This is a genomic window from Rhodospirillales bacterium (genome assembly GCA_016712595.1).
GTDB lineage: Bacteria > Pseudomonadota > Alphaproteobacteria > Rhodospirillales > Defluviicoccaceae > Defluviicoccus.
The window spans coordinates 1-23,116 of sequence record JADJQT010000005.1; the positions used below are offsets into that span (position 1 = coordinate 1).

20 protein-coding genes are annotated in these 23,116 nt (G+C 58.0%); 8 read left to right on the top strand and 12 right to left on the bottom strand.

Annotated elements, in window-relative coordinates; all coding sequences use genetic code 11:
- From IPK66_17665 to IPK66_17675, 3 genes are all read right to left on the bottom strand, one after another.
- Positions 1-1,798: hypothetical protein (locus IPK66_17665; protein ID MBK8177013.1), on the bottom strand; the 1,798-nt coding region annotated here is incomplete at its 3' end.
- A 2-nt stretch (positions 1,799-1,800) separates the two neighbouring features.
- Positions 1,801-2,310: a hypothetical protein gene (locus IPK66_17670; protein MBK8177014.1), complete on the bottom strand. Its 510-nt coding sequence runs from the start codon at positions 2,308-2,310 to the stop codon at positions 1,801-1,803.
- Positions 2,310-3,494 carry a hypothetical protein gene (locus IPK66_17675; protein ID MBK8177015.1) on the bottom strand — a complete coding sequence of 395 codons (1,185 nt, stop codon included), beginning with the start codon at positions 3,492-3,494 and terminating at the stop codon, positions 2,310-2,312. Before IPK66_17675 ends, IPK66_17670 begins: the two co-directional genes overlap by 1 nt.
- A 257-nt stretch (positions 3,495-3,751) precedes the next feature.
- On the opposite strand from IPK66_17675, the gene IPK66_17680 reads away from it, so the two are divergent.
- A complete protein-coding gene (locus IPK66_17680; protein MBK8177016.1) occupies positions 3,752-4,330 on the top strand; it encodes a recombinase family protein in 579 nt (192 codons plus the stop codon).
- Positions 4,327-4,572, top strand: coding sequence for a WGR domain-containing protein (locus tag IPK66_17685; protein MBK8177017.1), 246 nt, complete (start codon positions 4,327-4,329; stop codon positions 4,570-4,572). The genes IPK66_17680 and IPK66_17685 overlap by 4 nt, the downstream gene beginning before the upstream one ends.
- 23 nt (positions 4,573-4,595) lie before the next feature.
- On the opposite strand, the gene IPK66_17690 is transcribed toward IPK66_17685, so the two are convergent.
- The 4 genes from IPK66_17690 to IPK66_17705 form a co-directional block, all read right to left on the bottom strand.
- Complete coding sequence (locus IPK66_17690) at positions 4,596-9,017, bottom strand: calcium-binding protein (protein ID MBK8177018.1); 4,422 nt, start codon at positions 9,015-9,017, stop codon at positions 4,596-4,598.
- Complete coding sequence (locus tag IPK66_17695; GenBank protein ID MBK8177019.1) at positions 9,014-9,628, bottom strand: hypothetical protein; 615 nt, start codon at positions 9,626-9,628, stop codon at positions 9,014-9,016. The genes IPK66_17690 and IPK66_17695 overlap by 4 nt, the downstream gene beginning before the upstream one ends.
- Before the next feature lie 466 nt (positions 9,629-10,094).
- Positions 10,095-10,394: a hypothetical protein gene (locus IPK66_17700; protein ID MBK8177020.1), complete on the bottom strand. Its 300-nt coding sequence runs from the start codon at positions 10,392-10,394 to the stop codon at positions 10,095-10,097.
- Positions 10,375-11,016 (bottom strand): ParA family protein, encoded by a 642-nt coding sequence (locus IPK66_17705; protein MBK8177021.1) that lies wholly within the window; start codon positions 11,014-11,016, stop codon positions 10,375-10,377. Before IPK66_17705 ends, IPK66_17700 begins: the two co-directional genes overlap by 20 nt.
- A gap of 283 nt (positions 11,017-11,299) precedes the next feature.
- Between IPK66_17705 and IPK66_17710 the strand changes: the two genes are divergently transcribed.
- Positions 11,300-12,505, top strand: a complete 1,206-nt coding sequence (locus IPK66_17710) for a type IV secretory system conjugative DNA transfer family protein (protein ID MBK8177022.1) — start codon at positions 11,300-11,302, stop codon at positions 12,503-12,505.
- 157 nt (positions 12,506-12,662) lie between these two features.
- On the opposite strand, the gene IPK66_17715 is transcribed toward IPK66_17710, so the two are convergent.
- Entirely contained in the window at positions 12,663-14,030 is a 1,368-nt protein-coding gene (locus IPK66_17715; protein ID MBK8177023.1) for a hypothetical protein, read from the bottom strand.
- Positions 14,031-15,365: 1,335 nt separating this feature from the next.
- Here IPK66_17715 and IPK66_17720 point away from each other — a divergent pair.
- The 3 genes from IPK66_17720 to IPK66_17730 all read left to right on the top strand — a co-directional run bounded on the left by IPK66_17720 (position 15,366) and on the right by IPK66_17730 (position 17,109).
- On the top strand, positions 15,366-16,373 hold the full coding sequence (locus IPK66_17720) for a replication initiation protein (GenBank protein MBK8177024.1): 1,008 nt from the start codon (positions 15,366-15,368) through the stop codon (positions 16,371-16,373).
- 65 nt (positions 16,374-16,438) lie between these two features.
- Positions 16,439-16,681: a plasmid stabilization protein gene (locus IPK66_17725; protein MBK8177025.1), complete on the top strand. Its 243-nt coding sequence runs from the start codon at positions 16,439-16,441 to the stop codon at positions 16,679-16,681.
- A complete protein-coding gene (locus IPK66_17730) occupies positions 16,681-17,109 on the top strand; it encodes a type II toxin-antitoxin system VapC family toxin (protein MBK8177026.1) in 429 nt (142 codons plus the stop codon). Before IPK66_17725 ends, IPK66_17730 begins: the two co-directional genes overlap by 1 nt.
- A gap of 12 nt (positions 17,110-17,121) precedes the next feature.
- Here the strand turns inward: IPK66_17730 and IPK66_17735 are convergent, their stop codons facing one another.
- Both IPK66_17735 and IPK66_17740 read right to left on the bottom strand, forming a co-directional pair.
- Positions 17,122-17,808 (bottom strand): hypothetical protein, encoded by a 687-nt coding sequence (locus IPK66_17735; protein MBK8177027.1) that lies wholly within the window; start codon positions 17,806-17,808, stop codon positions 17,122-17,124.
- A complete protein-coding gene (locus IPK66_17740; protein ID MBK8177028.1) occupies positions 17,808-19,412 on the bottom strand; it encodes a type IV secretion system DNA-binding domain-containing protein in 1,605 nt (534 codons plus the stop codon). The genes IPK66_17735 and IPK66_17740 overlap by 1 nt, the downstream gene beginning before the upstream one ends.
- 102 nt (positions 19,413-19,514) lie before the next feature.
- On the opposite strand from IPK66_17740, the gene IPK66_17745 reads away from it, so the two are divergent.
- A complete protein-coding gene (locus tag IPK66_17745; GenBank protein MBK8177029.1) occupies positions 19,515-19,835 on the top strand; it encodes a hypothetical protein in 321 nt (106 codons plus the stop codon).
- The gene (locus IPK66_17750) at positions 19,813-20,919 is read left to right on the top strand and encodes a hypothetical protein (protein ID MBK8177030.1); all 1,107 of its coding nucleotides are present in this window, start codon (positions 19,813-19,815) and stop codon (positions 20,917-20,919) included. The genes IPK66_17745 and IPK66_17750 overlap by 23 nt, the downstream gene beginning before the upstream one ends.
- A 60-nt stretch (positions 20,920-20,979) precedes the next feature.
- Here IPK66_17750 and IPK66_17755 read toward each other — a convergent pair whose 3' ends face one another.
- Positions 20,980-21,570: a hypothetical protein gene (locus tag IPK66_17755; GenBank protein MBK8177031.1), complete on the bottom strand. Its 591-nt coding sequence runs from the start codon at positions 21,568-21,570 to the stop codon at positions 20,980-20,982.
- A gap of 87 nt (positions 21,571-21,657) precedes the next feature.
- On the bottom strand, positions 21,658-23,082 hold the full coding sequence (locus tag IPK66_17760; GenBank protein MBK8177032.1) for an IS66 family transposase: 1,425 nt from the start codon (positions 23,080-23,082) through the stop codon (positions 21,658-21,660).
- Between the last annotated feature and the right edge of the window lie 34 nt (positions 23,083-23,116).

Consider the following 23,116-nt stretch of genomic DNA (forward strand, 5'->3'; position numbering starts at 1 on the left):
AGATGTAGTTGACCGACGACGCCACCGCCCCGGACGGTTCCTTGTTTTCAAGCACCACTATTTGGTGCCTGGGGTCTATCGATAGCAGGCTATTCCAAAATCGCTCTTCTATACCAGGGTCTATCGTATCCGACTGTGTCCTCTTTTCCGTCTTCTTAAAAGGCGTCAATGGAGAATCAATCACAAGAAACCCCGGATGGGGCGTCCCATTCTTCACGCAGTACTGCAATATGGCGATAGAAAATGCAGCATGGAGAATCGCGCGATAACCCTTCCCATGCGACTGCCGTGCCTTGCCGTCGACCTTGATGTCAAATGCTTTTCCCTCATCGAATTCCACGCGCACGGTATCTGGCCAACCCCAACTTTTAAGGACAGATTCCACTTCCATACAAAGCTGGTGAAGTGATGACGGCTCTATGCTTGCCCACTTTTTGGGCGCAGAGCCTGTAGTTTCTCCAAGTGCTTTTTCGAATTCTATTCGTTTATCGCGCAGCGCAGTCGCTTGATCCGCATCTGACTTTATACCTTCCAGCTCAAGGCGTCGCTGTATTAATTCATCAAGCCGCGCTTTTGTCTCCTGAAGACGGGGCGTGAGCTCTCGACTGACGCGGCGATCGATGCGCGTGAGTTTGCTTGCCGCGTCATCCCGTCCAGCAATCCATTGCTGCCGGCCGCTTTGCAGGTTCTCCATTGCGAGAGCCAAGTCTGTGCGATGTCCATGTATTTTCGCCGCCTCCGCTTGTGCTGCCTCGTACACAGAGCGTACCGCCTCCTCCTTAAAATGTTCGGCGTGTTCCGGCCCTAACGGTTGATCGCAGAGCGGACAATGCGATTTTTGTAAACCCTTAAAGAAATGAGCGCCCTCTGAGACAAAATCGAGTCGGTCTAAATCCGAGGTGTACCGTTGTTCTAAGAGACGATAACGCTTTATGAGTTCGTCTATGGCAACTATCTGCCCTTCTGCATGTTGTTGCCTGCCAATCGCCTCCAGTCGTTCGGTGCGAAGCTTTACGCGCTCACCATTGTTTTCTGTCAATGCTGCCGAAAGTCGTTCTATCGTGGTGTCTACCCGATCTATAGTAGAGACATCCTCTTCACTCAACTCTTTTTCTTGTTCCAGCAGCCGCTTTTCAATCGGTTCTAACAGGCTATCTATGAGGCCAAGCTTCGCTTTAAGCTCAGCTTGTGTAATCTCGCGGCGCTCCTGGGAGATTATCCCAGTGTCATCTTTGCCTGTGAGAATAAATGAAAACATGCGCTTGCGCGGTGTTTCGTCATATCCTTTCTCGCCGAAAATAGGCGACTGTTCTGCTTGAATAGAAATTTCATCTATTAAAAACACCGGCAGCATGGTCCTTATAGATAGCCTTTGCACAGCTCCATCTTTATTGGTTCGTAACGCCGCCTCTTTCATCCCGCAAAAGGAAAAGATTATGGAAGTTACATCTGGTGCTGTGCTTCGTCCTTTCCTCTTCCAATTAACAGTCTCTGCCGCCCCATCTCTTTCATCAATCGGGGTATGATACACAGCCACGTCGCCGCCGCTGAGATGGCGCTCCAGGGTGAGAAAATCGCCATCATTATTTTTGAATTCTACGAGCACTCTTTCGTAAAGTTTTGCCTCGTCAATTGTTTTTGTCATTTCATCGGCGCCAAGCACAAAATCTATGCACCTGAGCATGTAGCTTTTTCCGGTATCGGAATCGCCGGTTATGACATTGGCACCTGCCGCGAACGTAACCACCGCGTCTTTTACTCCAGTGCCAACGAGGCGCACTTCGCGAAGCTGCATCATGCCTACAGCTCCAACTCACGAAGCGCGGTTAGGCGCTCAAACTCGGTACCCCACCGTCCGATGTTTTCGGACATGAAGGCTCCTAGCGCTTGGTCGGACAGTTCGCCGAAGCGGCCGCTTACCCATTGAGAGCGAGCGCCCAATTCACGTGCGTACTTGGACTTCAAAAGCGACAGAAACGCTTTCGTGAGCTTGTTCGCAGCGTAGGTGATGCCGTGTGGCGTAAACCGCTTGTCGAGCAGTTCTCGCGAGAACATCAGGTCGAGGCCGTCGCGGATCATGTCTCGCTTGACGAGCCACTCCGCCCCCCGAAACGGCACAGCCGGGTGAAGGCTATGTGGCCCCTTTTCCACATCATTAGAGTGAACAAGAAGATAGTCATAGCTGATTAGACGCTGCAGGTCCGCCTCTTTCGGTGCCGTTGCGTGGAGAAGAAACAGCATCCGCAATCCGTATTCGAGTGGTGAATTAAAGGGTCTGCCTGCGGGCTTGTGCTCTGATGTCTGTGCCATTATCGCTCGCACCACCGTACGCGGTCTTCATTTGCGAGGTGATGGCACACACCTTCGCGGTCGCATGGTGTAGCGTGCGGCTCTAGAACGTGCCCCCCAAGTTGTAGGGATTGCGCAGACAAAACCGTATGCTGAAGCCGCTGGAGCCCCCTTTTTGTAGGGTCTGTATACGCAAAATAAAGACCATCGCAGAAAGCATCGAGAAGACTGTCAAAATATTCAGCGTCCGCCATTTGGTCACGCGCGAGCTCTTTAAGCCCTTCTGCACTATAAAACATTATACGTGATCGCTCAAAGAGCTTTCGCGTATAGTCATTATGCGAAAAGTCGCTTATAGTGGTAACGCTAAGTTGTAAGTATTCTGCTATTACATCGAATAACTGTTGTACATATCCGCTCTCTACTGCTGCCACCTCAGATGGTGGTTTGGGAGCGGGATCGCGGTTGATAAGAGGTGCTCCAAAAACAGCAAGATAATACCTCGTCTGTCTATGCTCATCTAATAGCGCTATAGGTTGTTTGGCACGAAAAATAGAGAAATTAAAACTACTGATATGGTTCTGGAGCGCCGCGTCTAACTTAATGCGCTTCGTGCTTGTAATTGTTGTTGCGCAGTGATTGTCCCAGTTATCTATAATATACTGCCGCAAATTGGCTGGATTATCGAGCAGGTCTTGTAGTGGGTTTGTAATACCTTTGTGGGTGACAAAATAGTATTCTTCTGGTGAAGAGAAGTCTCCGGTGTAGGTGTAATATAGTATTTTTCCAATTTCTCTGGCCGCCTCGTCAGCAGAAAGCCGCGAGGCATAGTGCTTGCACTGATAGAGGTGCCAGCGACGGGGCGTAACGTCGGACGGGTCGATCCAAGCAATGATGTCGCGGCCTTTATCACCCGCCCCCCCGCGCTGCTGCACCTCGACAATCTCAGGCACTCTCTTGGTGAGGTAATCATGCGCCCATTCGAGCACAAATCGTTCAAAGTCGTCAGCACTGAAGCCGCCGAGCCTTTCTAGGGGTGAAATAGGCAACCCTACCCCTAGGCCTAATAGACGGGCGTTTGCGCCCGGCCACGGGGAAGGTGATGGTAGCTCGCGCGTAGTTGATAGATCGCCAGAGACCCGGCCATTCTTCGCCGCGCTCTTCTTATTCTTAGTGCTGGTGGAATTGCTTTTCATATCAACCATAAACGGCGCCGCTGCATTTGCGGTTACACATAAGGGTTTAGTCGCACCGTTCTACCAGCCGGACTCGCCAGATTCAACCACTAGGGTGATTGAAGAAGCAAGGATCAATATACTGATATCCGAAAAACGACCGTTTTTGCAATACCCGCCGTCCCCGGTCTGGCGAAGCGTGTTTTGCCGCCTGCTTATCTCCGAAAACTATCTCTTGAAATGTCTTCTCCGATAATGTATGGTGATGATAAGTTTTCGGAGATTCTATGCTCGTTGGTTATGCCCGTGTCTCAACGCAGGATCAGGACCCTGCCCTTCAGCTCGATGCGCTGATGCAGGCGGGCTGTGAAAAAATCTTCACCGAGAAGGCCTCCGGCGCGCAGCGCGAGCGACCGCAGCTTCAGGCCGCGATCGATTACATGCGCGAGGGCGACACCTTGGTGATCTGGAAACTCGACCGCCTCGCCCGCTCGCTGAAGCAACTGATTGAGACGGTCGAGGCGCTCGCCGCGCGGGGGATAGGCCTGCGCTCGATCACCGAGGCAATGGATACGACCACCTCCGGCGGCAAGCTGATCTTTCATATCTTCGGGGCGCTGGCCGAATTCGAGCGCGGGGTCATCCGCGAACGCACCCGCGCCGGACTCGATGCTGCCCGCGCGCGAGGTCGCACCGGGGGCAGGCCCCCTGCCCTGTCGCCCGACGACCTGGCGGCCGCGAAAGCCCTGCTGCGCGACCCCGGTATCACGGTCGAACAGGTCGCGCGCAGGCTCGGCGTCGTGCCCTCAACGCTCTACCGGCACCTGCCGGGAGGCAGGAGCGCGGTCATGGAGTCCAACGAATGACGATTGCCTACCTGGAGAAACGCGACGCCGCGCGGAACCTGCACCGCTACTACCGAGTCACCGTCCTCCCTACCCTTTACGGCGAATGGGCGATGGTGCGGGAATGGGGGCGCATTGGCAGGCGCGGTGGTCGGATGGAATGCTGGTTCACCGAGGAGGAGGATGCTGTTGCCGCCGGTCAGGAGATGGCCGCCGCCAAGCGCCGACGGGGGTATCAGCCATTAACGGCGGCATGCCACTAAGACGCGTGTACCTGTTTTGTTCTCTAAAATACAAAGTCACTCGCCGCAAGTTGGTTTGCGCCTTGCGTGAAGTCGCCGTCGAGCAGCAGGTCGAAAGTGCCGTGGACGATGTGGGTGTTCCCGCCGGAAAGCGACAGGGTCAAATCGCTCATGCTAGCGATGGCAGAGATGCCGGAGAAGTCGATCTTGTCCGTGCCTTTGGTGAAGTCGGTGATGACATCCTGACCAGAAGATGTGGAATCAGAGAGTGTCTGGAAGGCAAAAATATCAGCACCCACGCCACCGGACATGGAATCCCCCCCCAGCATGCCGTAAAGTTTGTCATCGCCATCGCCGCCGCTGAGCGTGTCGTTGCCGTTATTGCCAATCAACGTATTGGCATTGCTGTCGCCGGTAACGTTGTCGTTGCCATTGCTGCCTTGTACATGGCTGAGGCTGATGAGGGTATCGGTCTCGCTACCCGATGTAGCTACACCCGTTGCCAGGTTGATCGTCCAGTTGGCGCTGGAATAGCGGTAATCCGCCACGTCGGTACCCGCACCGCCATCGAGCGTGTCATTACCATTGCCACCGGTGAGATAATCGTAGCCGTCACCGCCCTGGAGAAGATCGTTGCCGTCATCTCCGAAGAGGCGGTCGTCCCCCGCACCTCCCTGCAGATTGTCGTTGCCACCGCCACCGTAGAGGAAGTCGTTGCCGTTATTGCCTTTAAGTGTGTTGATGTCACTATCTCCGGTCACCGTGTCGTTACCATTGCTGCTTTCCACATGGCTGAGGCTGATGAGGGTATCGGTCTCGCTACCCGATGTAGCTACACCCGTTGCCAGGTTGATCGTCCAGTTGGCGTTGGAATAGCGGTAATCCGCCACGTCGGTACCCGCACCGCCATCGAGCGTGTCATTACCATTGCCACCGGTGAGATAATCGTAGCCGTCACCGCCCTGGAGAAGATCGTTGCCGTCATCACCAAAGAGGCGGTCGTCCCCCGAACCTCCCTGCAGATTGTCGTTGCCACCGCCACCGTAGAGGAAGTCGTTGCCGTTATTGCCTTTAAGTGTGTTGATGTCACTATCTCCGGTCACCGTGTCGTTACCATTGCTGCTTTCCACATGGCTGAGGCTGATGAGGGTATCGGTCTCGCTACCCGATGTAGCTACACCCGTTGCCAGGTTGATCGTCCAGTTGGCGTTGGAATAGCGGTAATCCGCCACGTCGGCGCCCGCACCGCCGTCGAGCGTGTCATTACCATTGCCACCGGTGAGATAATCGTAGCCGTCACCGCCCTGGAGAAGATCGTTGCCGTCATCTCCGAAGAGGCGGTCGTCCCCAGCCTCGCCTTGAAGATGGTCGTTACCGCCGCCGCCGTAAATGAAATCGTTGCCATCGTTGCCAATCAGCGTATTGATGGTGCTGTCACCGGTGATGGTGTCGTTGCCCTGGCTGCCCTGTACATGGCTGAGATTGAGTAATGTGTCTGTCTCGCTGCCTGTCGTCGCCACACCCGTTGCCAGGTTGATCGTCCAGTTGGCGCTGGAATAGCGGTAATCCACCGTGTCCGTACCCGCACCGCCATCGAGCGTATCATTACCATTGCCCCCCATAAGCACGTCATTGCCGTCACCGCCCTGGAGAAGATCGTTGCCGTCATCACCAAAGAGGCGGTCGTCTCCCGCACCTCCCTGCAGATTGTCGTTGCCACCGCCACCGTAGAGGAAGTCGTTTCCATCCAACCCCAGGATGGTGTCCGCCCCTGCGGTACCCGTCAGGCTATCCGCACCTGACGTACCGGTGATGGTGGTGGAACCTGTGGTAAGATCAAATATGAAGTTATTGCTTGTTAGTGTGCTTGTAAAATTGCCATCGAGATAGAACTCGAATGTTGATTGATCAGAATGCACATAGGTGCGATTAGATGCTGCGTCATATATCAGACGCAATTCACTGGGTTCCGTATTTCCGCCGTCCGTGTCTAGCCCGGTAAATCCCAACCCAGTGAGGTCTATTTTGTCTTGTGTTACGACAAAGTCCGTGATGCGATCCTGCATCATGTTCGTGCTGACACTGTCGGTCAGCGCCGAAAACTTGAACACATCATTGCCCGGGCCGCCTGTCAACACATCCTTTCCCGCCCCACCATCGAGTGTATCAAAACTATAATATTGGCCACCATTAATGGTGTCATCACCACCGAGGCCGTTTATCGTGTTGCTCCCAAACAGTCCCATTATGTAATCGTTGCCATTGGTTATGCCAGCAGCGATTACTTTATCCTGAATCTCGCTCCCATCCCACGTTTCACCCATTTCGAACATAATGCGGCCGACCTCATGTATTCCAATATTGCTGAGTTGATCATGTATCGTGACGGTGCTGTTCGTCACGGGATCACGTAAAATCACATCGTTTCCATTTCGTTGAACCAGCACCGTGTCAGGATCAACGCCCTTGCCAATGATTAAGGTGTCCACGTCCCACAATGAAAGCGATGTACTACTATTGTCTACTACATCGCTACCGAAGCCCGCATTCCAGTAATATGTGTTCTGTCCTTCTCCGCCCACAAGTGTGTCGTTTCCAGTTCCACCGAAGAGCACATCATCTCCGTTCCCACCATTTAGAACGTCGTTTCCTCCACCGCCTAGAATGATGTCGTTTGATGTCCCACCATTGAGTGTTTCATTATTTCCTGTGCCGATAATTCTATTATCCTTCTCCACAGGGGCAGCGGAAGCGCCCATCGCCAAATCGGTGCGAGCAAGACCATCAAAGAGAAGTAACTGGTTGTCCCAGTAGCTCTGCTGCTGAGCAGGATTGCTCGGTAGTCCTGCGACGAGTCCTTCTAGAATCTTTCCGGGATCGCCTTTTAGTATATCTTGATCAAAATCATAGTCCAGCCCCAGCGCCTTCAGAGGGTGATTTTGTGCATAGTTGCTTCCTGCATCGAAGTACGACTTGATCTCTGCATCTATCTGCGCCACCGAAAGAGACGATAGATCAGTACCTGTTTCTTGCAAATGCTGGAGGTGATCAAGCGCCAAATAGAATGCATTCACCATCTCTGAAGTAGGAATCTGCGCTGCGAACTTTAGCAGCGTCGTATTGACGTACCCGTCCCACGTTGCTTGCAGTTCATCCCCACGAATTTGCGAATTCGGTTGAACGATCGCATTTGTCATCAGTGACATCGCATAATAAACGCGATCATCCACATACGGGACGTAATCAGTCGTTGCATAGTAATCCACGCCAAACCAATGGAAGAGAATGTTTTCGAATGCGCTGCGGTAACTTGCGAGATCGGTCGTGGTGATGCCGTTCTTGAAATTCTCTACCATGTCATGCAATTGCGGATCGTCCGTCATCGCCCTCCATAAGTCTTTGTTGTTACCCAATCCATCCAATTGTGGAAGGTCAAACACCTCCGGCGCGAATGGGGCCTTTGTTTGGTAGACAGAATCAGTATAATTATGGCCGAATAACTCATCCCAGATCGCTCCTGTGCCGCCAGCCTGATAAGTGACGGTGCTAGCTAGGTTAGCATCGGCGTTAAGGTTGATCGAAGCAATACCCGCCTGTTGTAAGGATTTGAGTTCGTTCGGCTCAGAATAGCCGTTGGTGTTAAGGTCTTGCCAGACGAGCAGGCGGTCGTACACCGCATCCTGACTGTTGATGACGTTATCGTGGTTGAGGTCATATGACGCGAGCTTTTTGAATCCGTCCTTATAATCAAGACCTACCCAGATGCTAAGTTCGCTGCCGAATAGTTCGCTATGACCATCTATGGTTCCGTTGCCGTCACCATCTATTGCAAGCAAGCCATCTGTCGGCCCCACCCATCCTGTTCTGGTTGCCATGCCCACGAAAGTTGGCGCGTAACTTCCGGGTTGAAAGAATACCGGCGAGTCCACTAATGGGATAAAGTCCGCGTGACCGTCTCTGTTAAGGTCAATGACAAGCGGATCGATTTTCGTTGCGTCGTCAACGAGAAAATCGCCGTATGTAGGATCACTGTGACCACACCCAATATCTAATAATTTGTCGAGGAGTGGGTTAACAGCATAGGCGCCGGTCAGAGCGGCCCAACCACCTGAATATAGTGCTGCTGCCGTGCTTTCGGGAAACCTACTTAGTGCTATAGATATCCAGCTTTCAGTAGCTTCTCCGATAAAAGTATGTATTGGACTAAGTACAGTGCCGGATAAGATGGTCGATCCCGTTAGTACGGCCATCGAACGCTCAAATCCACTCCAATCAAAATCTCCGTCTTCCCAAGAAGCGGCAATCGCTGATCCCGTACCAAAAGCAAAAGCCAATGCAGCTAGTGGCGCGCTATATGGCCCAAGCACCTCCGACGCAGCCAAAAATCCTGCAACTCCACCGGCAGCTGCCAGCCATTCATCGGCGGTCGTATCATCGGCATAAAGCGGATGTGGTAAGCATGTCATAACGTGTTCCTTTTATTATTTGTATGAAATACAGTGTATAAAGATGGGGCGATAATGTGTGGAGTTGCTAATATAAACGTTATAGATAGGAACTGACCTAAGATAACAGCGAATCCGCGTCCCACCCCTTGTTCTGGTAATTGCGTATATCCGGCCAACTTCGTTACGAGAGCGCTAATAATATAAAAACACAGAAGCACAGCAAACACGCTCGTTCTTACATCTTTCCATTTTTTACGCGCCTCTGTTTTTTGTTCTTCTTGTTCTATGCGTTGTTCTATTGCCCGGTACGCTGGCATAATGTTCGCCAGCGCGCTGATAAGGCAAATAGCGAGCGCCGGGAAGAATATACCGTTATTCACGAGATAAAAGGAACGCGCCTGTGCCAGTGCTTCCGGGTTATGCGCGTAGTATGCTGCCACCCGCGGGAAAATCGGCAAATCCGCTAAGAACGGTGCGAAATAGTTGGCCACGCCATCGAAAGACACTCCCAGCACCAACCCCAATATGTAATGCACGACAAGCAGCGCCCATACACCAAGCATCATGCGGCCTATACAGAGATTATACTTGGCGAGATGCGAAAACATATCTTTTTGTAATGGTGCCATACAAATATTTACGTCGTACGGATAATGCTACACATCGTCATAAATTAATATATATCTATTCGCAACATAAAAGTTGTGATAATACATGCCGCACACAGCCAGAACACGAAAGCATACTCTTATTTAGTCGTTCTCTGACACGAGTTCCTGTGTTTACCACAGGCCGTGCTCGCGGAAGACAAGGTCGAGGCCCTCCAGCACAAAGTCGTGCATCTTGCGGTCATGCGTGTAGGCGAGTTCTTTGAGCTGGCGATAGACCGGCTTGGGCAGGTAGGCGGTATAGCGCACCGTCTCCGGCCCGCCAGGCGCAACCGGTGCGGCGGCAGCGGGCGTCTGGGGGCTCGGCCCCCTCCCCTTCCTCGCTCGCCAATGCGGCCGACCGCGTCCTACGCGGCTAATGGGTGCGGTTAAAACCGGTAGGCCGCTATACCATTACACCGTTAAACCAGCATACCGGTACGCTGGTTTACTCGTCCTGCGCGGTCAGGTCGTGGATGGAACGCAGGCCGTGTTCTTGGAAGACGAGGTCTAAACCTTCCAGCACGAAGTCGTGCATCTTGCGGTCATGCGTGTAGGCGAGTTCCTTGAGTTGGCGGTACACCGGCTTGGGCAGGTAGGCCGTATAGCGCACGGTCTCCAGCCCGCTCGGTGCGAGAGCAGCGGCTTCCGGCGTCGCGGCGGCTGCGCCGCCGGGCGCTTGGGGCTCCGTCCCCTCCCCTTCCCTCGCCAGTGCTGCGGAGAGCGTCCTACGCGGCTTTTTTACCATTGCCTACCTTCCGCATGGTCTTCTCGATCCACTGCCAGAGTTCTCGCACCTCTTCGGCGGCCTTGCCGCCGGGGTCGTACTCGGTAACGCCAAGCCCCGCCCCTTGCGAGTCCTGATGGTCGTTGCGCTGCCCGATGCAGGTCGTGGCGACCAGGCCCAGCATGGAGAGCGCGGTCTTCGCCTCATGCACCCGGAAGCTCTTGGGCGGCGTCTGCGTCAGCACAAACGCGGCGGGCGTACCGACCCGATCGACATTCGCGATGGTCGGACGGATCGCCTTGAGGTCGCCCGGCGTCGGGCGGCACGGGATGAGGCAGAAGTCGGACAGTGTGATCGCCTTGCTGTTGGCGGGATCGTCCTTGCCCGGCGTGTCGATGAAGACGTAATCGAAGCCGAGCTTCTCCAGGCCAGCAAGCGCCTCCTCCAGCTTCGGTAGCTCGACGGTATCCACCTCCGGCTCTTCCGCCTCGCGGTCGGCGTACCAGTCCCTGAGCGAGGCCTGTCGGTCGAGATCGAGCATGAAGACCTTGCGCCCCGCTTCCCGCGCGGCGACGCCAAGGGAGAAGCAGAGCGTCGTCTTCCCCGACCCTCCCTTCTGACTGACGAATGAAATCACGCGCATGCATCGCTCCCGGCTGCTGGTTCTTAAATCCAGCCGTACCATCATACCATTGCACCGGTAAAGCAGTAGAAGGGTAAACCGCTATACCGCTATCGCGGTTTACCGGTGCTGCGGCATGCGCGACACACCAGAGGGAACCTGTACCGCTATACCATTTTAATGGTTTACCAGTATACCGGTATAGCGTTACGCTGTCATACAGGTAGGGTATCTCCCTCGGGTGCGCAGCAATGGTACAGCGTTATGCCGTTTTCCCGGTATACAGGTATACAGGTCTACCGGCTTGCCGGCCGCTGCGATGACGGGCGGCCTTATCCTGGGGCGTAGCTGCGCCGGTCGGCAGCGGCCCGGCTTTCTGAGCGACGCGGAGGAGGGCGGTGATGCGCTCGTCACCTACGCAGGCGACGCGCATCTGCTGACCATCGCGCCGACCGGGGCAGGGAAGGGGGTCGGCTGCGTGATACCCAACGCGCTGCTCTATCCCGGCCCGCTGATTGTCTTTGACCCCAAGGGCGAGGTGTATGCCGTGACCAAGCGGCGGCGCGAAGAGCTCGGCCAGAAGGTCGTGCTGCTCGATGTGTTCGGCACCACCGGTCAGCCCGCCGATGCGCTGAACCCGCTTGACCTTGCCGGGCTGATTGATCCGGGTCGCCCGGAAGACGCAGCGGCGAGCCTGGCGACGCTGCTGACCGGCGGCCAGCTCTCTCACAAAGACCCGTTTTGGGACATTACCGCGCAGGCCTTCATTACCGGCCTGCTCACTTGGCTGCTGACGGATTGCCCACCCGAGGAGCGCTGCTTCAGCCGCCTCTACGATCTGTTCTCCGATAGCGATCTCGCCTACCGACTCTCCGGCATGCTCGACAGCGGGGAGATACGCCACCCGGCGGCAATCGCGGAGATTGCAGCGTTCCTGAACCACCCGGAGCGGGAGACGCGCCCCAGCGTCCAATCCACGGCGCGCCAGCACCTGCCGCTGTTTGGCTCAGGCGTAGTGCGCACCGCGACCGACCGCACCAGCTTCGATCTGGGTGACCTGGTCGAAGGGCGACCGCTCAGCCTGTTCATCGTCGTACCGCCAAACAAGCTGGTATCGCACCGTCCGCTACTGCGGCTATGGCTGGGTACGCTGATCCTCGCGTTGGCAGCGCGCACCCGGCTGCCCGCGCAACGCACTCTCATGCTGATGGACGAGGCGGCGCAGCTTGAAGCCACCTATGGCGGCGAAGCGATGGTGCTGGTGGACAATGCCGGGGTGGTGCAGCTTTTTGCCGCGCGCAATGGCCGGATGGCCGAGGCTTACGCGCGGCTGCTGGGGGATGTCTCGCCGGAAGGGGTAATGGCGCTCGGACGCGACGAACAGCTTCTGCTGCTCGAAGGCGGTCGTTCCTTTCGCTCACGGCGGATCAACTACCTGCATGACCCGCTTTGCGCGGGGCTTTTCGATCCGCATCCGGGCCGTCCCCCGCAGGAGGCGGTGTTGGAGTGAAGGGGGATAGGGGATTCATCGGGGATGTGGGGAGGTTTCATCTCCCGCGCGGCAACGCCGCGCCCCGGCTCCGATTCCTTTGAGAGGAGGGGAGGGGAGACGATACCATTATACTAGTATACCAGTATAATGGTATGCTGCTGTACCGGCCTGCGATCTACCCCGCGCTCGCCATTCTCCTGGCCAGATACGCGGCGAGGCCGCGCAGCACGATCCCGGTGCCGAGCCGCCGCGCGATCATCTCCGAGAGAGAGGTGACGAGGCCGATCACGGCCCCGGCGAGGGCGGCGGCCCAGCCGGTGATGACGGTGGCGACGTGGGTGCTGAGCCTGCCGACGCGAAACACCGTCTTCAGCCGTTTCCCGGCGATCTCGATCACCTCACCGGCCTGCTTGCCCATGACGCGCGACACGCGCGCGAACAGCGTGAGCTCCTCGACGTCATCGGCGTGGCGCAGGGCCATGAGCACGGCCCTGCTGCCGCCGGTGTCGTAAATGGTGCCTACCTCGGTAGCCACCCGGCGCAGCTCCGGGAGACTCTCGCGGCGGATCACCCGCGCGGCACCGGCGGCGGAGGGATTGCGCACCACGGTCTTCGCCGCGCCCATATCCACCGTCTCGGCGACCAGTCGCCGCAGCCGCCGCACCAACGAAACGCTCACCCGCCGCAGGCGGGCGGCGCTTTTGAGGATGGCCGCGCCGGTATTGAGCACCTGACTGGGGTCGATCACGGTAACGGCCAGGCCGAAGATCGAGAGGCCAAGCAGGTATTCATCGTAAGACTTTCCTTCGAGCCAGGCCCCGCCCTGGTTCCAGATGTCGCGGATGTCACCGAAGCCGGAGAAATCTGCCACGCCTGCGCCGATTAAGCTCGCCGTACTCTCCACCTTGCCGCTCCAGGCTCCCTCCAGGGCATCCTCCCCGTCCCTGCGCAGCGTTGCCCAGAGCCCCGTGGCGTCCTCCAGCCGCCGCGCGGTATCCGGCTTCAGGGAGAAGCCGATACGCCGGGCGACATTGGCGTAGATTTCAGCGCGGGCGATGTCGTCCTCGGCGAGGGCTTGCAGGATGATGGAATCATAGTCGAGCGTGGCGGTCGCTATCGCCAGTTGCACCAGGATGGCGTCCTTGAACTCAGCGTCACTCTTCGGCAATTGCAGTTCGGCGGCATAAAAAAGCGTATCGGCGTGACGCACGATACCGCCGAGCGAGGTGACGAACAGCCCTGCGGAGAAGAGAAACAGCGCGACGCGCACCGCACGGTAGAGGGGATGGCGTCGTCCGTCCGCCGGGCAGGGAGCAGGGGCTGCGAGAGGGGAAGGGGAGGACGGAACGCTTGCAGCGCTCGTCGCCGCGCCTTTGCGCTGCCTCAAGGCGCGAATGCTATAAAAAGCGGCAGCGCCGACGGCGGCGAAGCCTGCTGCCCAGAGCAGCGGCGGCGTGATCTGTGCCCGCCACGCGGGGCGGGACTGCAAAATACTGCCAACCGCTGCCATGAGCGCCCAACTCAGAATTGTGCCCCAGTTCATGGCCTGCTGCTCCGGCAGGCATTACTTTTGCTTCTCATCTTCTTGCCTACGCCTGACTGCGCGGGGCACACCGCCCCGCCAGGTGAGGCCTTGCAAAGGAGGAACCAGGAGATGAGGCGAAGTAGTCGGCCGCGACAGGGCAATATCACGCGGCGCGGCATGAAGGCTGTAGCGTGTGTTTTGCTTAGTGGCAGTATGCTGGTCGGCAGTATCGCGCCTTCCGCTGCGGAAGCGCCCCGCCTACTGACCCCGGCGATCCCGAATGCTCCCGCGCCTTCTTATGCCGAACCGGAGCGTTCGACGGATAACTCCGTCTTATTGGGAATTGGCCTCGCGGCGGCGGGGGTGATCGGTTGCGCTCTCTTGGGCTGTTTTAGCGGCGATGATGAACCAGCTAGCGCAAACAGCGGAAGCAACTACCGCCGTGACGACAGCCCGCAAAGCGGCGGCAGGGAGGAGGATGCGGAACCTGACACCTCGATTGGCTGCTTCTGGGGAGACCAGAAATACGGCACCTGCCACTAGCCCGGAATGGTCGCGGATGCGACGCATTATCAACCGACATCCCTTTGGAGAGACGTAAGCCTGACATCCCTTCGGAGCCGACACCTTCCGGTGACCGCCGGGCGGGTGGCCTGTCAAGGCCGTAAGCCGCCGGAGGCGGTGCGTCCCTTTTGAGGGACGCAGCCTTGACAGGGCGCACGATCCGGTCGGTATCCTTTTCTTCGGCTAAGAAGGATAAGTTGTGCCGCCCTAAAGGGCGGCACACATTTGGCTGGGCGGGCCGAAGGCCCGGCTCCGCGCGCCAGCGGAGACTAAAGATAAACTTGCCGCTGTTAAGCGGCGCCGTGTGCCGAGCGTAGCGAGGCTTCTCGGGGTGATGTTATAGATGTGGATAACGTGCGGTGGTGTTCTTTTGTTCTAAATGTTCTATGTTCGGGCGCAAAAATGCGCGTTAGTTCAATGAGTTGCGCGCCTAACTATAACAAATCGGGATGACTTCGCTAACATCCTGGGTGCGAATCCTAACGTCTTGGGATGGCAAAACTAACTTTTTGGGAGGGCTCGCACGGGCGCGCATTCCGCCCTGTGAACCCTAACTTTTTGGGTGGGGGCTAGGTCTCCCGCACCTGCGTCCCACAACATCTTGAGATATTCGTATCTTCTCAGCGGGTTGCGGAGGCTCGCAGCGGCCCACTGATGCGCGGGCCGGAGACCAACTCTAACATTTTGGGTGGGGTAGTGCAGGGTAGCGGCGTGACCTGCGGTTTCCGGTTGCACGAATCGCGCGGCGATGTATAACAGAAACTATAACTTTTGTTATTCATTCATGTTATGGAACGCGCCGTAGCCTACCGCACGCTGGAAGCCAAACCGACGGAAAGCTCGATCATCAAGCCAGGGGAACTGGTTGATCTGGTCGAGATGACGCCGCTCACCCTGAACGACCGTCGCATCTATAACCAGCTTCTCGCCCATGCCTGGGATCGCATCCAGGAACCCGGCGAGCATGTGATCGCCAAACGCGATCTGCGGGGCAGTCACAACGCCAATGACCGGGTGGGGGATTCGATTGAGCGCCTGATGGCGGCGATTGTGAAGGTGCGGGTGGTGCGCGACGGCGAACGCGCGGTCGAGCGCGTCCAGCTTCTGGGCAGCAATACCGAGCACGAATCGCCCGACGGCATGCTGCGCTACGAGTTCCCGGCGCGGCTGCGCGAAATCATCAAGGAAAGCACGATTTTCGCGCGTCTCCAGAAGGAGGTGATGTTCGCGCTGTCGAGCAAATACGCGCTCGCGCTCTACGAGATGGTACAAAAGCGCGGCAACATGACGATGAAAAGCCATGAGGATTTCGAGATAGGCGAATTCCGCGAGCTGCTCGGCGTGCCGCGCGGCAAGTTGCCGATGTGGGGCAATCTGCATCAGCGGGCGCTGGCTCCGGCGATCAAGGAAGTGAACGCGCTGTCGGATTTCACCGTCGAGATCGATCCCCTGAAATCAGGTCGCAAAGTCAGCGGTGTGCGCCTGCGCTGGGTACGCAAGGAGCAGGAGGAAGTCAGCGGCGTCATGGCGGAGTTGAATCGTCCCAAGGTCGGGCGCAAGGCGCGCATCGACGGCACGGTCGAGGATGTCTCTTTCGGGGGGAAGAGGGAGGGCAGCGGACTGCTCCGCACCGCGACCTACGAAGAGGCGCGCCGTCTCTTCCCCGGCTACGACATCTACTTCGTCGAGGAGGAGTGGCGCTCCTGGATGGCGGGGAAGGAGGAACTGCCGCAGAATCTGGATCGGGCCTTCCTCGGTTTCTTCGCCGGTTACACCGAACGCCATCCGCTGCATTGACAGCAATGCATGCATAATGTTATACTCAGTGCATGCACTTAGACACTCTGCATAGTGGCAGCCCGATGGCCACCCTCACGATTCGCAAGCTCGACCCGGAAGTGAAGAACCGGCTGCGTGTGCGCGCCGCCCAGCAGGGGCACTCGATGGAAGAGGAAGCACGACGGATTTTGACCCACGCTTGCGAAACGGAACGGACAGCGGAGAGCCTGGTGGATGTCGCTCGACGCCTGTTTGGTCCTGACCATGGTGTTGATTTGGAGCTTCCCCTTCGTGAACCGGGGCGTGAGCCGCCACGCTTCGACTGATGCTCGTGCTCGACACCAATCTGGTTTCAGAACTCATGCGCCCGCATCCCGCGCCCGCTGTACTGGCATGGGTGGGGGCGCAGCCCATGATGGAGATGGCGATTACGGCCGTCTCAACCATGGAAATCCGTTTCGGTATCCATGTCCTGCCGGAAGGCAAGCGGCGAGTCGAACTGGACAGAAAATTCTCCGAACTCATCGTCCAGGGCTTTGCCGACCGCGTCCTGCCCTTCGATAGCCATGCGGCGGAAGCATGCGCTGACATCCGCGCAATGCGCCAGCGTACCGGACGGCGTATCGCTACCGAGGACGCCATGATTGCAGCCATTGCCAAGGCGCATGGCGCAACGGTGGTAACGCGCGACGAAAACGGCTTTGCCGGTTGCGGTGTGCCGATCATCAACCCCTGGGAAACCCCGGACGAATAACAGGCCGCGCCCTCAGCGGAAGCTGCCGCCAATTTTCTTGAGCGAGGGGGCGTCCGCCTTGCGCGATACCCCCGTCACCTTGGGGAAGGTGATTGCGCTGCCCGCAATGGTGGCGCTGGTCGGCTTCTTCGGCGGGCGGGAGCCGGACATCCCGGCGGCTTCCGCGAAGGCGAGATCGGTCTGCGCATACAGCATCCGGTTATAGCGGCGCAAGGCAAGCGCGCTCACCAACGGCACCAGCAGCATCGCCAGCATCTGACCGTCCGGGCCGACATCTTCCCAGAATGCCCACGGGCCGGGAAACATCACCGGCTGACCGGCGATATAGGGCAGCAGCATCGGCGGATCGCCCGCGAGGGTGGACCCGGCGCAGACCAGGGCGAAGCCCACGGCAACGATAGGCTCCAGGGTCAGCCACGTGAATTTGGGCTTGCGCAGGATATTCAGCACTGAGCTGCCGGGGTCGGTCGTGTCATGCCCGCCGAAGATGGTTGAGCCCGCCGCGAGCAGGAACTGCGCCCCCAGCGCCATCTGGGAGAGCAGGAGGAAGTCCACGTAGAGACCGTTTAAGGGAAGCTGCGCTAGGAGAAACGCCTTCGGGAGGTAAGCGATGACGACGGCGAAGGCGTAAGCGAGACCGGGCCGCCAATGCAGCAGCGGTATCCACTCGCAGCAAAGAAACATCAACACCATACGCATCAGCCGGTATCCTGAAGGAAGGCCGCGCCGGTCACCGGCAGGCCGGTGAGCGCGAAGCGTTTGCCGCCTTTGAGCACGATGGCCTGCACCGTCCAGCGGTGTTGCGGGCCGCCGCCGGACAGGGCGGTGAAGACCTGTGGCTGGATCAGGTAATCCACCTCCTCGCGCCAGCCGGTGTTCTCGCTTTGCGAGGAGTTGATGCCGTCACTGTAGCCGTGCTGCGTGGAGACGGTGGACGCACCCCAGAGCAGCATATCGTTGCTCGGCCCGTAGCTCTTGCCGCCGCCGACGGATTTCTGCGCCGAGCGGCCAAGGCTTTTGGAGCCGCCGCCGCTATAGCGGATCAGCGTGCCCTTGCCGATGGCGTCGGACGCCCACTGGTTGGTGCGGTGGTCGGTGTTGCGATGAAAAATCTTGGTGCCGAGATTCGCGAGCAAGGAGTCGGCCTGCGCCTGGCCGCGATGCGGCTCCATGATGGCGAGGTAGTTGCTGATATTCTGGGTGAGGTAGATCGTCGCCGCGCAGGAAGCGCGGGCGACCGCCTGAAACTGCGCATCGAGCGGCGTGGTGAAGGTCTGCGCCTCGTCCACGAACAGGAAGACCGGGCGGTGGCCGCGCGGCATGCCTTGCCGCCGCATCACCGCCCGCTGCCAGATATATTTGAAAAGAAGCTGGGCGCGCCGTCCGGCCTGGAACCACTCGGCCTCGGAGAGGTCAACGACGATGACCGCCCCGAGCAGGCTCCACTCCGGCGTAAAATTGCTCGTGGTGCAAAACAGGTCGGCGGCGGGGCCGGAAAGGAAGGGGTCGGCCATGCCGGTGAAGGTGGCCTCCACCCCGGCGCGGGTCTTGTGGGGCTGCCGCGCCCACTGACCCAGCCAGAAACGCTCCAGGTTGGCAAGCTGCGGCGCGCCGCGCTCCCGTGCGTGCGCGAGACAGGAGTCGCAGTAAGACTCCGGGCGGCGGTGCAGCGTGTGCGTATCGGGGTTCTCCGTGGGTGCGGAGTCGATCACGTCCATGATGCGGGTCATGGTCGGCGTCTCCCCGGCGGCGACAATCAGCTCCAGCGCATGCCGCAAGAGACGCCTTGCGTTGTTGTCCCAGAATTTCTCATTGGCCTGGCGGCCGTCGCTCTCGATCGCGCCGATCACGTTCATGAACAGCTCGACCACGTTCTCGGCGAAGCCCGCGCCCTCGCCGGGGCGGGAGAATTCGTAGTCGAGGAAATTGAACCGCCAAGGATGGCGGGGGTGAACTACCAGCAAGGAATCCAAGCGTCCGGTCTCGCGGGCATAGCGCTCCCACAGCGCGCGCTCGTCCGGCTTGGCGGTCAGCACCAGCCCGCCATATCCCGCGCGCAGCATCGCCTTGGCGAGCGCCGCGCCGCTGCCGGTCGTCTTGCCCGATCCCGGCTCCCCGAAAATCTGCGTCCCCTCGAAGGAGTCGCGGATCGTCCACGGGTCTTTGGGTGTCAGCATCACCAGCGGCTGATCGAGCCCCGTGCCGTAGCTCGGCAAGCCGCGCACCCGCCCGATGACGGGCGGCGGCGCGCTGGTGGTCGCCACCCCGGAAAGACGGCCAAGCACTCGGTCAATCACGCTCATGGTCACATCTTTGATGCTGCGCCCGTAGGTTGGTTCCGTGTTTGCTTCTCAAACAGCACGTCGTGAGGCACAGTTGCAACCGGTAGGCCAGAAGAGGGCGTGATGGACGATCGCGAGCGCATCGTGATGGAGATGATGGCGGCCGAGGCTATTCGCGCCTCGTCGGAGCAGCGCATCGGCGGTGTGGTGGATGCGGTGCGCAGCGACCTCTACGACAAGCTGATCCATCATGCCTGGTTCGGCCAGTACCCGCAGCAATACGCCGACGATCTTTACCGCTACGCCGACCGGACGCAGGACGCGGCGATGCCGCAGGTCGAGGTTCCGGCACAGGAAGCCAGCATGGAAGCGTTCTACGGGCCGCTAGAGCAGGAGGTGAAGGAGCCGGAGCCGCCCGCTTATGAGCGGGAGATGGAGAGGTAAAGGTTTTAGTCTTGTCTTACTCAGATACTACAGCCCGTTTTTACCATCACCGCTGCGCGTCATTACGCTTGCTAATACATTGATTGCATCACCATCGCGCCGCATTCAGCAATTATTGCAAGCGCTCATGCGCGCTACTAAGGCCGTGCGCCTGTCTTTGCGGGACACGATGCGCCAGCATTTCAAATCCACGTTATTTATTGTTGTCACACTCATGTTTCTCTGCTTTGCGATATGGCAATTAATACCCTTTAAAGATATTCTTGTAAAAGATGCAGCTCTGCTCAATTTACTATCGTCATTTTTGCTTTTGGGTGTCACTGCATTGTATGTTGGCTTGACTAGACAAATACTTAAAACATCGCTTGCACAAGCAAGAGAGGCATTCCGGCCACATGTAGTGGGGATCGCCCGATTAACAACGTCTGGGATCAGTGCCTTTCAGTCAAGGCTTTCACGAACAAAAGTTCACGAAAGACAGCGTCTGGACGGTGAGGATATTATCCTTGAAAGAACAACTAAGATCTATTTTGACATTGAGCTAGAAAACATTGGTCGCGGACCCATGATCAATGCAAAAGCAACTTATATTTACCGCTATGGCGACGGTCCACGCAATTTGAGCTTATCTCACTCAACACATTTAATAGGCCGCGTCGACATCGACAAAAAAATAAACTTTACACTTCCTACCCATATAAAACCAAGAACAATCCAAGATTGGTACGAACTCGACCGGTCTATAGATGATTTTTTATTACTTTTTATGGTTTTCGAAGACATACGTAGGAATCTATATTGTTCAAAGCTCGAATTTGTATTCAAAGTTAGGCAGGATGACTTTATTGAACATACTTCCGTCATCGAACCCAATATTAGACTAGATTTACGGCGGGAGAGACACTGGTTTGTTTCTTTCGATCGACGGTCGAATGTTTCGACAGAGCGTATGGATAAAATGGCGCTTGGACGCCCGTATTTTGACGCTGGGAAACGGCCTTCTATCTACGAACAGTTTAAGGAAAATTACGAGAGACTCACGGCAATACAAAAGGAAGATGAAGAGCCATTTGGTATGGCATGAGAGCGTGATTATAAAGTTGCAACTGAATTATTACATACACAATCTACGTCTCACCGAAATTCATATTTTTCCTGATACGAACCACGCACCCGCCGCCACCAGCAACCAGAACAGGGCCGTGATCCATAGCGCCCGCCACCAGATGCGCCGAAGCTGCCGCCCGGCGAGGCTGGGAGCCTGGCCGGATGCGGCGGGAGCAGGGGAGGGTGCGACCGGCTTCGCAAGAATGGCGCGCAGCTCCCGCAGCTCGGCGAGGAGCGGAGCGGGCGGCTCGCTCCCCTTACCAGCGACGACGGTGAGCGCCTCCAGTTTCGCCAGCACCGCCTTCTGATGATCGAAGGTCTGCATGGTGAGCGCCTTGGTCGCCTCGACCAGATGCCCGGTCATCGCCTGCGCCTCGCGCACCGTGGCGCGGATTTCAGCGACGACGGCGGCCTGCTCCAGAGGATGCTCCAGCTCCGGCGGGAGGGGGCGCTCAGGCGTTATCGCGGGGTCGGTCGAGGTTTCCTTCGCCAGAAACTTCGACAGGGTCGGCGTCGAGACGAGGCAGCCATACTCGCGGGCGAGGCGGTCAACGATCTCGGCGAGCGGTGCGCCCGCTGTGCGCAGGCGGAGAATCTCCTCGCGGTAGGGGTCGAGTTTCGAGGCCATGCGCGGCGGTATCCCTTGCCTCCCGTCACACCCGAAAGCGCGTGAATTTCCTAATAAATGGTTACTACCCAGGTATGGCGGGCGCGGTCATACGAGACGGAGTTGTGCGATTAGGCGCTTGGGGTCGGTGGTCAGTGTCTGGAGGATACCCCAGCCCTGCTTTTTCGCTGTCGAGAGGAGCGAGCGGATCACGCCGAAGTCTTTCGCGCCGTCGGTTGAGCGGAAGCCGCCGGAGATCTTCTGCCGCAGTTTCATCATACGTCCATCCCGCTCCGCCAGGTTGTTTGTGAAGGGCACCCGCGGATCGGTGAGAAAGCGGAGCACGTCCTGCTTACGGGTGCTGAGGCGCAGCAAGAGGTTGTGGCCAATCCGTCGCGGCGAGCGGCCGCGGCGCCTGGCCTTTGCCGCGGCAGGGACCAGTGCGGGCTGTGCCTCGTGGAACGCGAGGCCTTCCGCGAGAATGGCGTCGTAACCTCGCTCGATCAGTGCGATCAGCGATGGCTTCAACGGCACGCCCTGATCGCGTGCGAGGTTCGTTGCGTGACAGGCGCGGCGCAGCAGGCGCTGCATCTTGCGCGCCCAGTCTTCCTTCTCGATCTCGACCAGCGCCTTCAGTTCACGCAGATGATGCGCGTTGCACAGCGCGTGCAGCACGCCGGACAGGGTGTAGTAGGGCTTCCAGTGGTCGTGCACGACAATGCCCATGACAGGCGCGAGCAGGCTGCCGCGCTTCGGCGAGATGCGGTAGAACGTGAGCAGGATGGTGGAGGCGATATGCAGCCACTGCGTCTTGCCGCCAATCCGAAAGCCGGTTTCATCCATGTGCTTTACCGGTGCCGCTGCCACGTGGTCGCGCACCGCATCGGCGAAACCTTGGAAGCGTCTGGCACCGTCCTGGCTGATCCGAGCGATCGTCGCGGTGGCCAAATTCACCCCGAAGAGGTCGGCCATCAATTCGGCCAGACGCTTCTCGGGCAACAACTGGTAGTGCAGGAGATAGAGTACGAAGGCGCCGATCCGCGTGCCGTACTGCACGGGCGCAGTGACCCCTTCGGGAAATACCGCCCGGGTTTGCGTGCCGCAGGCCGCGCAACGGCAACCGTGCGCGCGGTGTTCCGTGACGATCAGCGGTCGCGGTTCGGGGAGGTCCAACACCTGCCGGGCAACGTGGTCTGTCGCCATCGCCGCGGTCAACGCCGTGCCGCACGTCGTGCAGGTCTGCGGATAATGGTCGATGGTGGTGTCGGGTGTCTCGGTCTGGCGCAAAGTTTCACCCGGATGGCCCGTCTGACCACCGGTCTTCTTGCCAGACCGTTCCCGCAGACTGCTCACCCGCGCCGGCTTCTTCAGCCCGTCGCTGGACGGTGGCTTGCCGCTGGTGCTGCTGTTCAGCCCGAGTTGGCGCTCCAATTCGGCGATCCGTGCTCGCAACGCCGTCACCTCCGCGGTGTGGCGCGCCTCTTGCCCAAGCAGCAGGGCAATCAAGTCGCCTTTCGCGAATTGGCTGAGCACGGCGCGATCCATCGAATCCTTGAATCGACAACCC

Excerpts from the sequence above, each read along its gene's own strand:
- IPK66_17675 (MBK8177015.1), bottom strand. The coding sequence starts at position 3,494 with ATGGTTGATATGAAAAGCAATTCCACCAGCACTAAGAATAAGAAGAGC.
- IPK66_17680 (MBK8177016.1), top strand. The coding sequence starts at position 3,752 with ATGCTCGTTGGTTATGCCCGTGTCTCAACGCAGGATCAGGACCCTGCC.
- IPK66_17730 (MBK8177026.1), top strand. The coding sequence starts at position 16,681 with ATGCTCGTGCTCGACACCAATCTGGTTTCAGAACTCATGCGCCCGCAT.
- IPK66_17755 (MBK8177031.1), bottom strand. The coding sequence starts at position 21,570 with ATGGCCTCGAAACTCGACCCCTACCGCGAGGAGATTCTCCGCCTGCGC.
- IPK66_17700 (MBK8177020.1), bottom strand. The coding sequence starts at position 10,394 with ATGGTAAAAAAGCCGCGTAGGACGCTCTCCGCAGCACTGGCGAGGGAA.
- IPK66_17725 (MBK8177025.1), top strand. The coding sequence starts at position 16,439 with ATGGCCACCCTCACGATTCGCAAGCTCGACCCGGAAGTGAAGAACCGG.
- IPK66_17705 (MBK8177021.1), bottom strand. The coding sequence starts at position 11,016 with ATGCGCGTGATTTCATTCGTCAGTCAGAAGGGAGGGTCGGGGAAGACG.
- IPK66_17720 (MBK8177024.1), top strand. The coding sequence starts at position 15,366 with ATGGAACGCGCCGTAGCCTACCGCACGCTGGAAGCCAAACCGACGGAA.
- IPK66_17735 (MBK8177027.1), bottom strand. The coding sequence starts at position 17,808 with ATGCGTATGGTGTTGATGTTTCTTTGCTGCGAGTGGATACCGCTGCTG.
- IPK66_17690 (MBK8177018.1), bottom strand. The coding sequence starts at position 9,017 with ATGACATGCTTACCACATCCGCTTTATGCCGATGATACGACCGCCGAT.
- IPK66_17715 (MBK8177023.1), bottom strand. The coding sequence starts at position 14,030 with ATGAACTGGGGCACAATTCTGAGTTGGGCGCTCATGGCAGCGGTTGGC.
- IPK66_17670 (MBK8177014.1), bottom strand. The coding sequence starts at position 2,310 with ATGGCACAGACATCAGAGCACAAGCCCGCAGGCAGACCCTTTAATTCA.
- IPK66_17740 (MBK8177028.1), bottom strand. The coding sequence starts at position 19,412 with ATGAGCGTGATTGACCGAGTGCTTGGCCGTCTTTCCGGGGTGGCGACC.
- IPK66_17685 (MBK8177017.1), top strand. The coding sequence starts at position 4,327 with ATGACGATTGCCTACCTGGAGAAACGCGACGCCGCGCGGAACCTGCAC.
- IPK66_17695 (MBK8177019.1), bottom strand. The coding sequence starts at position 9,628 with ATGGCACCATTACAAAAAGATATGTTTTCGCATCTCGCCAAGTATAAT.
- IPK66_17745 (MBK8177029.1), top strand. The coding sequence starts at position 19,515 with ATGGACGATCGCGAGCGCATCGTGATGGAGATGATGGCGGCCGAGGCT.
- IPK66_17750 (MBK8177030.1), top strand. The coding sequence starts at position 19,813 with ATGAGCGGGAGATGGAGAGGTAAAGGTTTTAGTCTTGTCTTACTCAGA.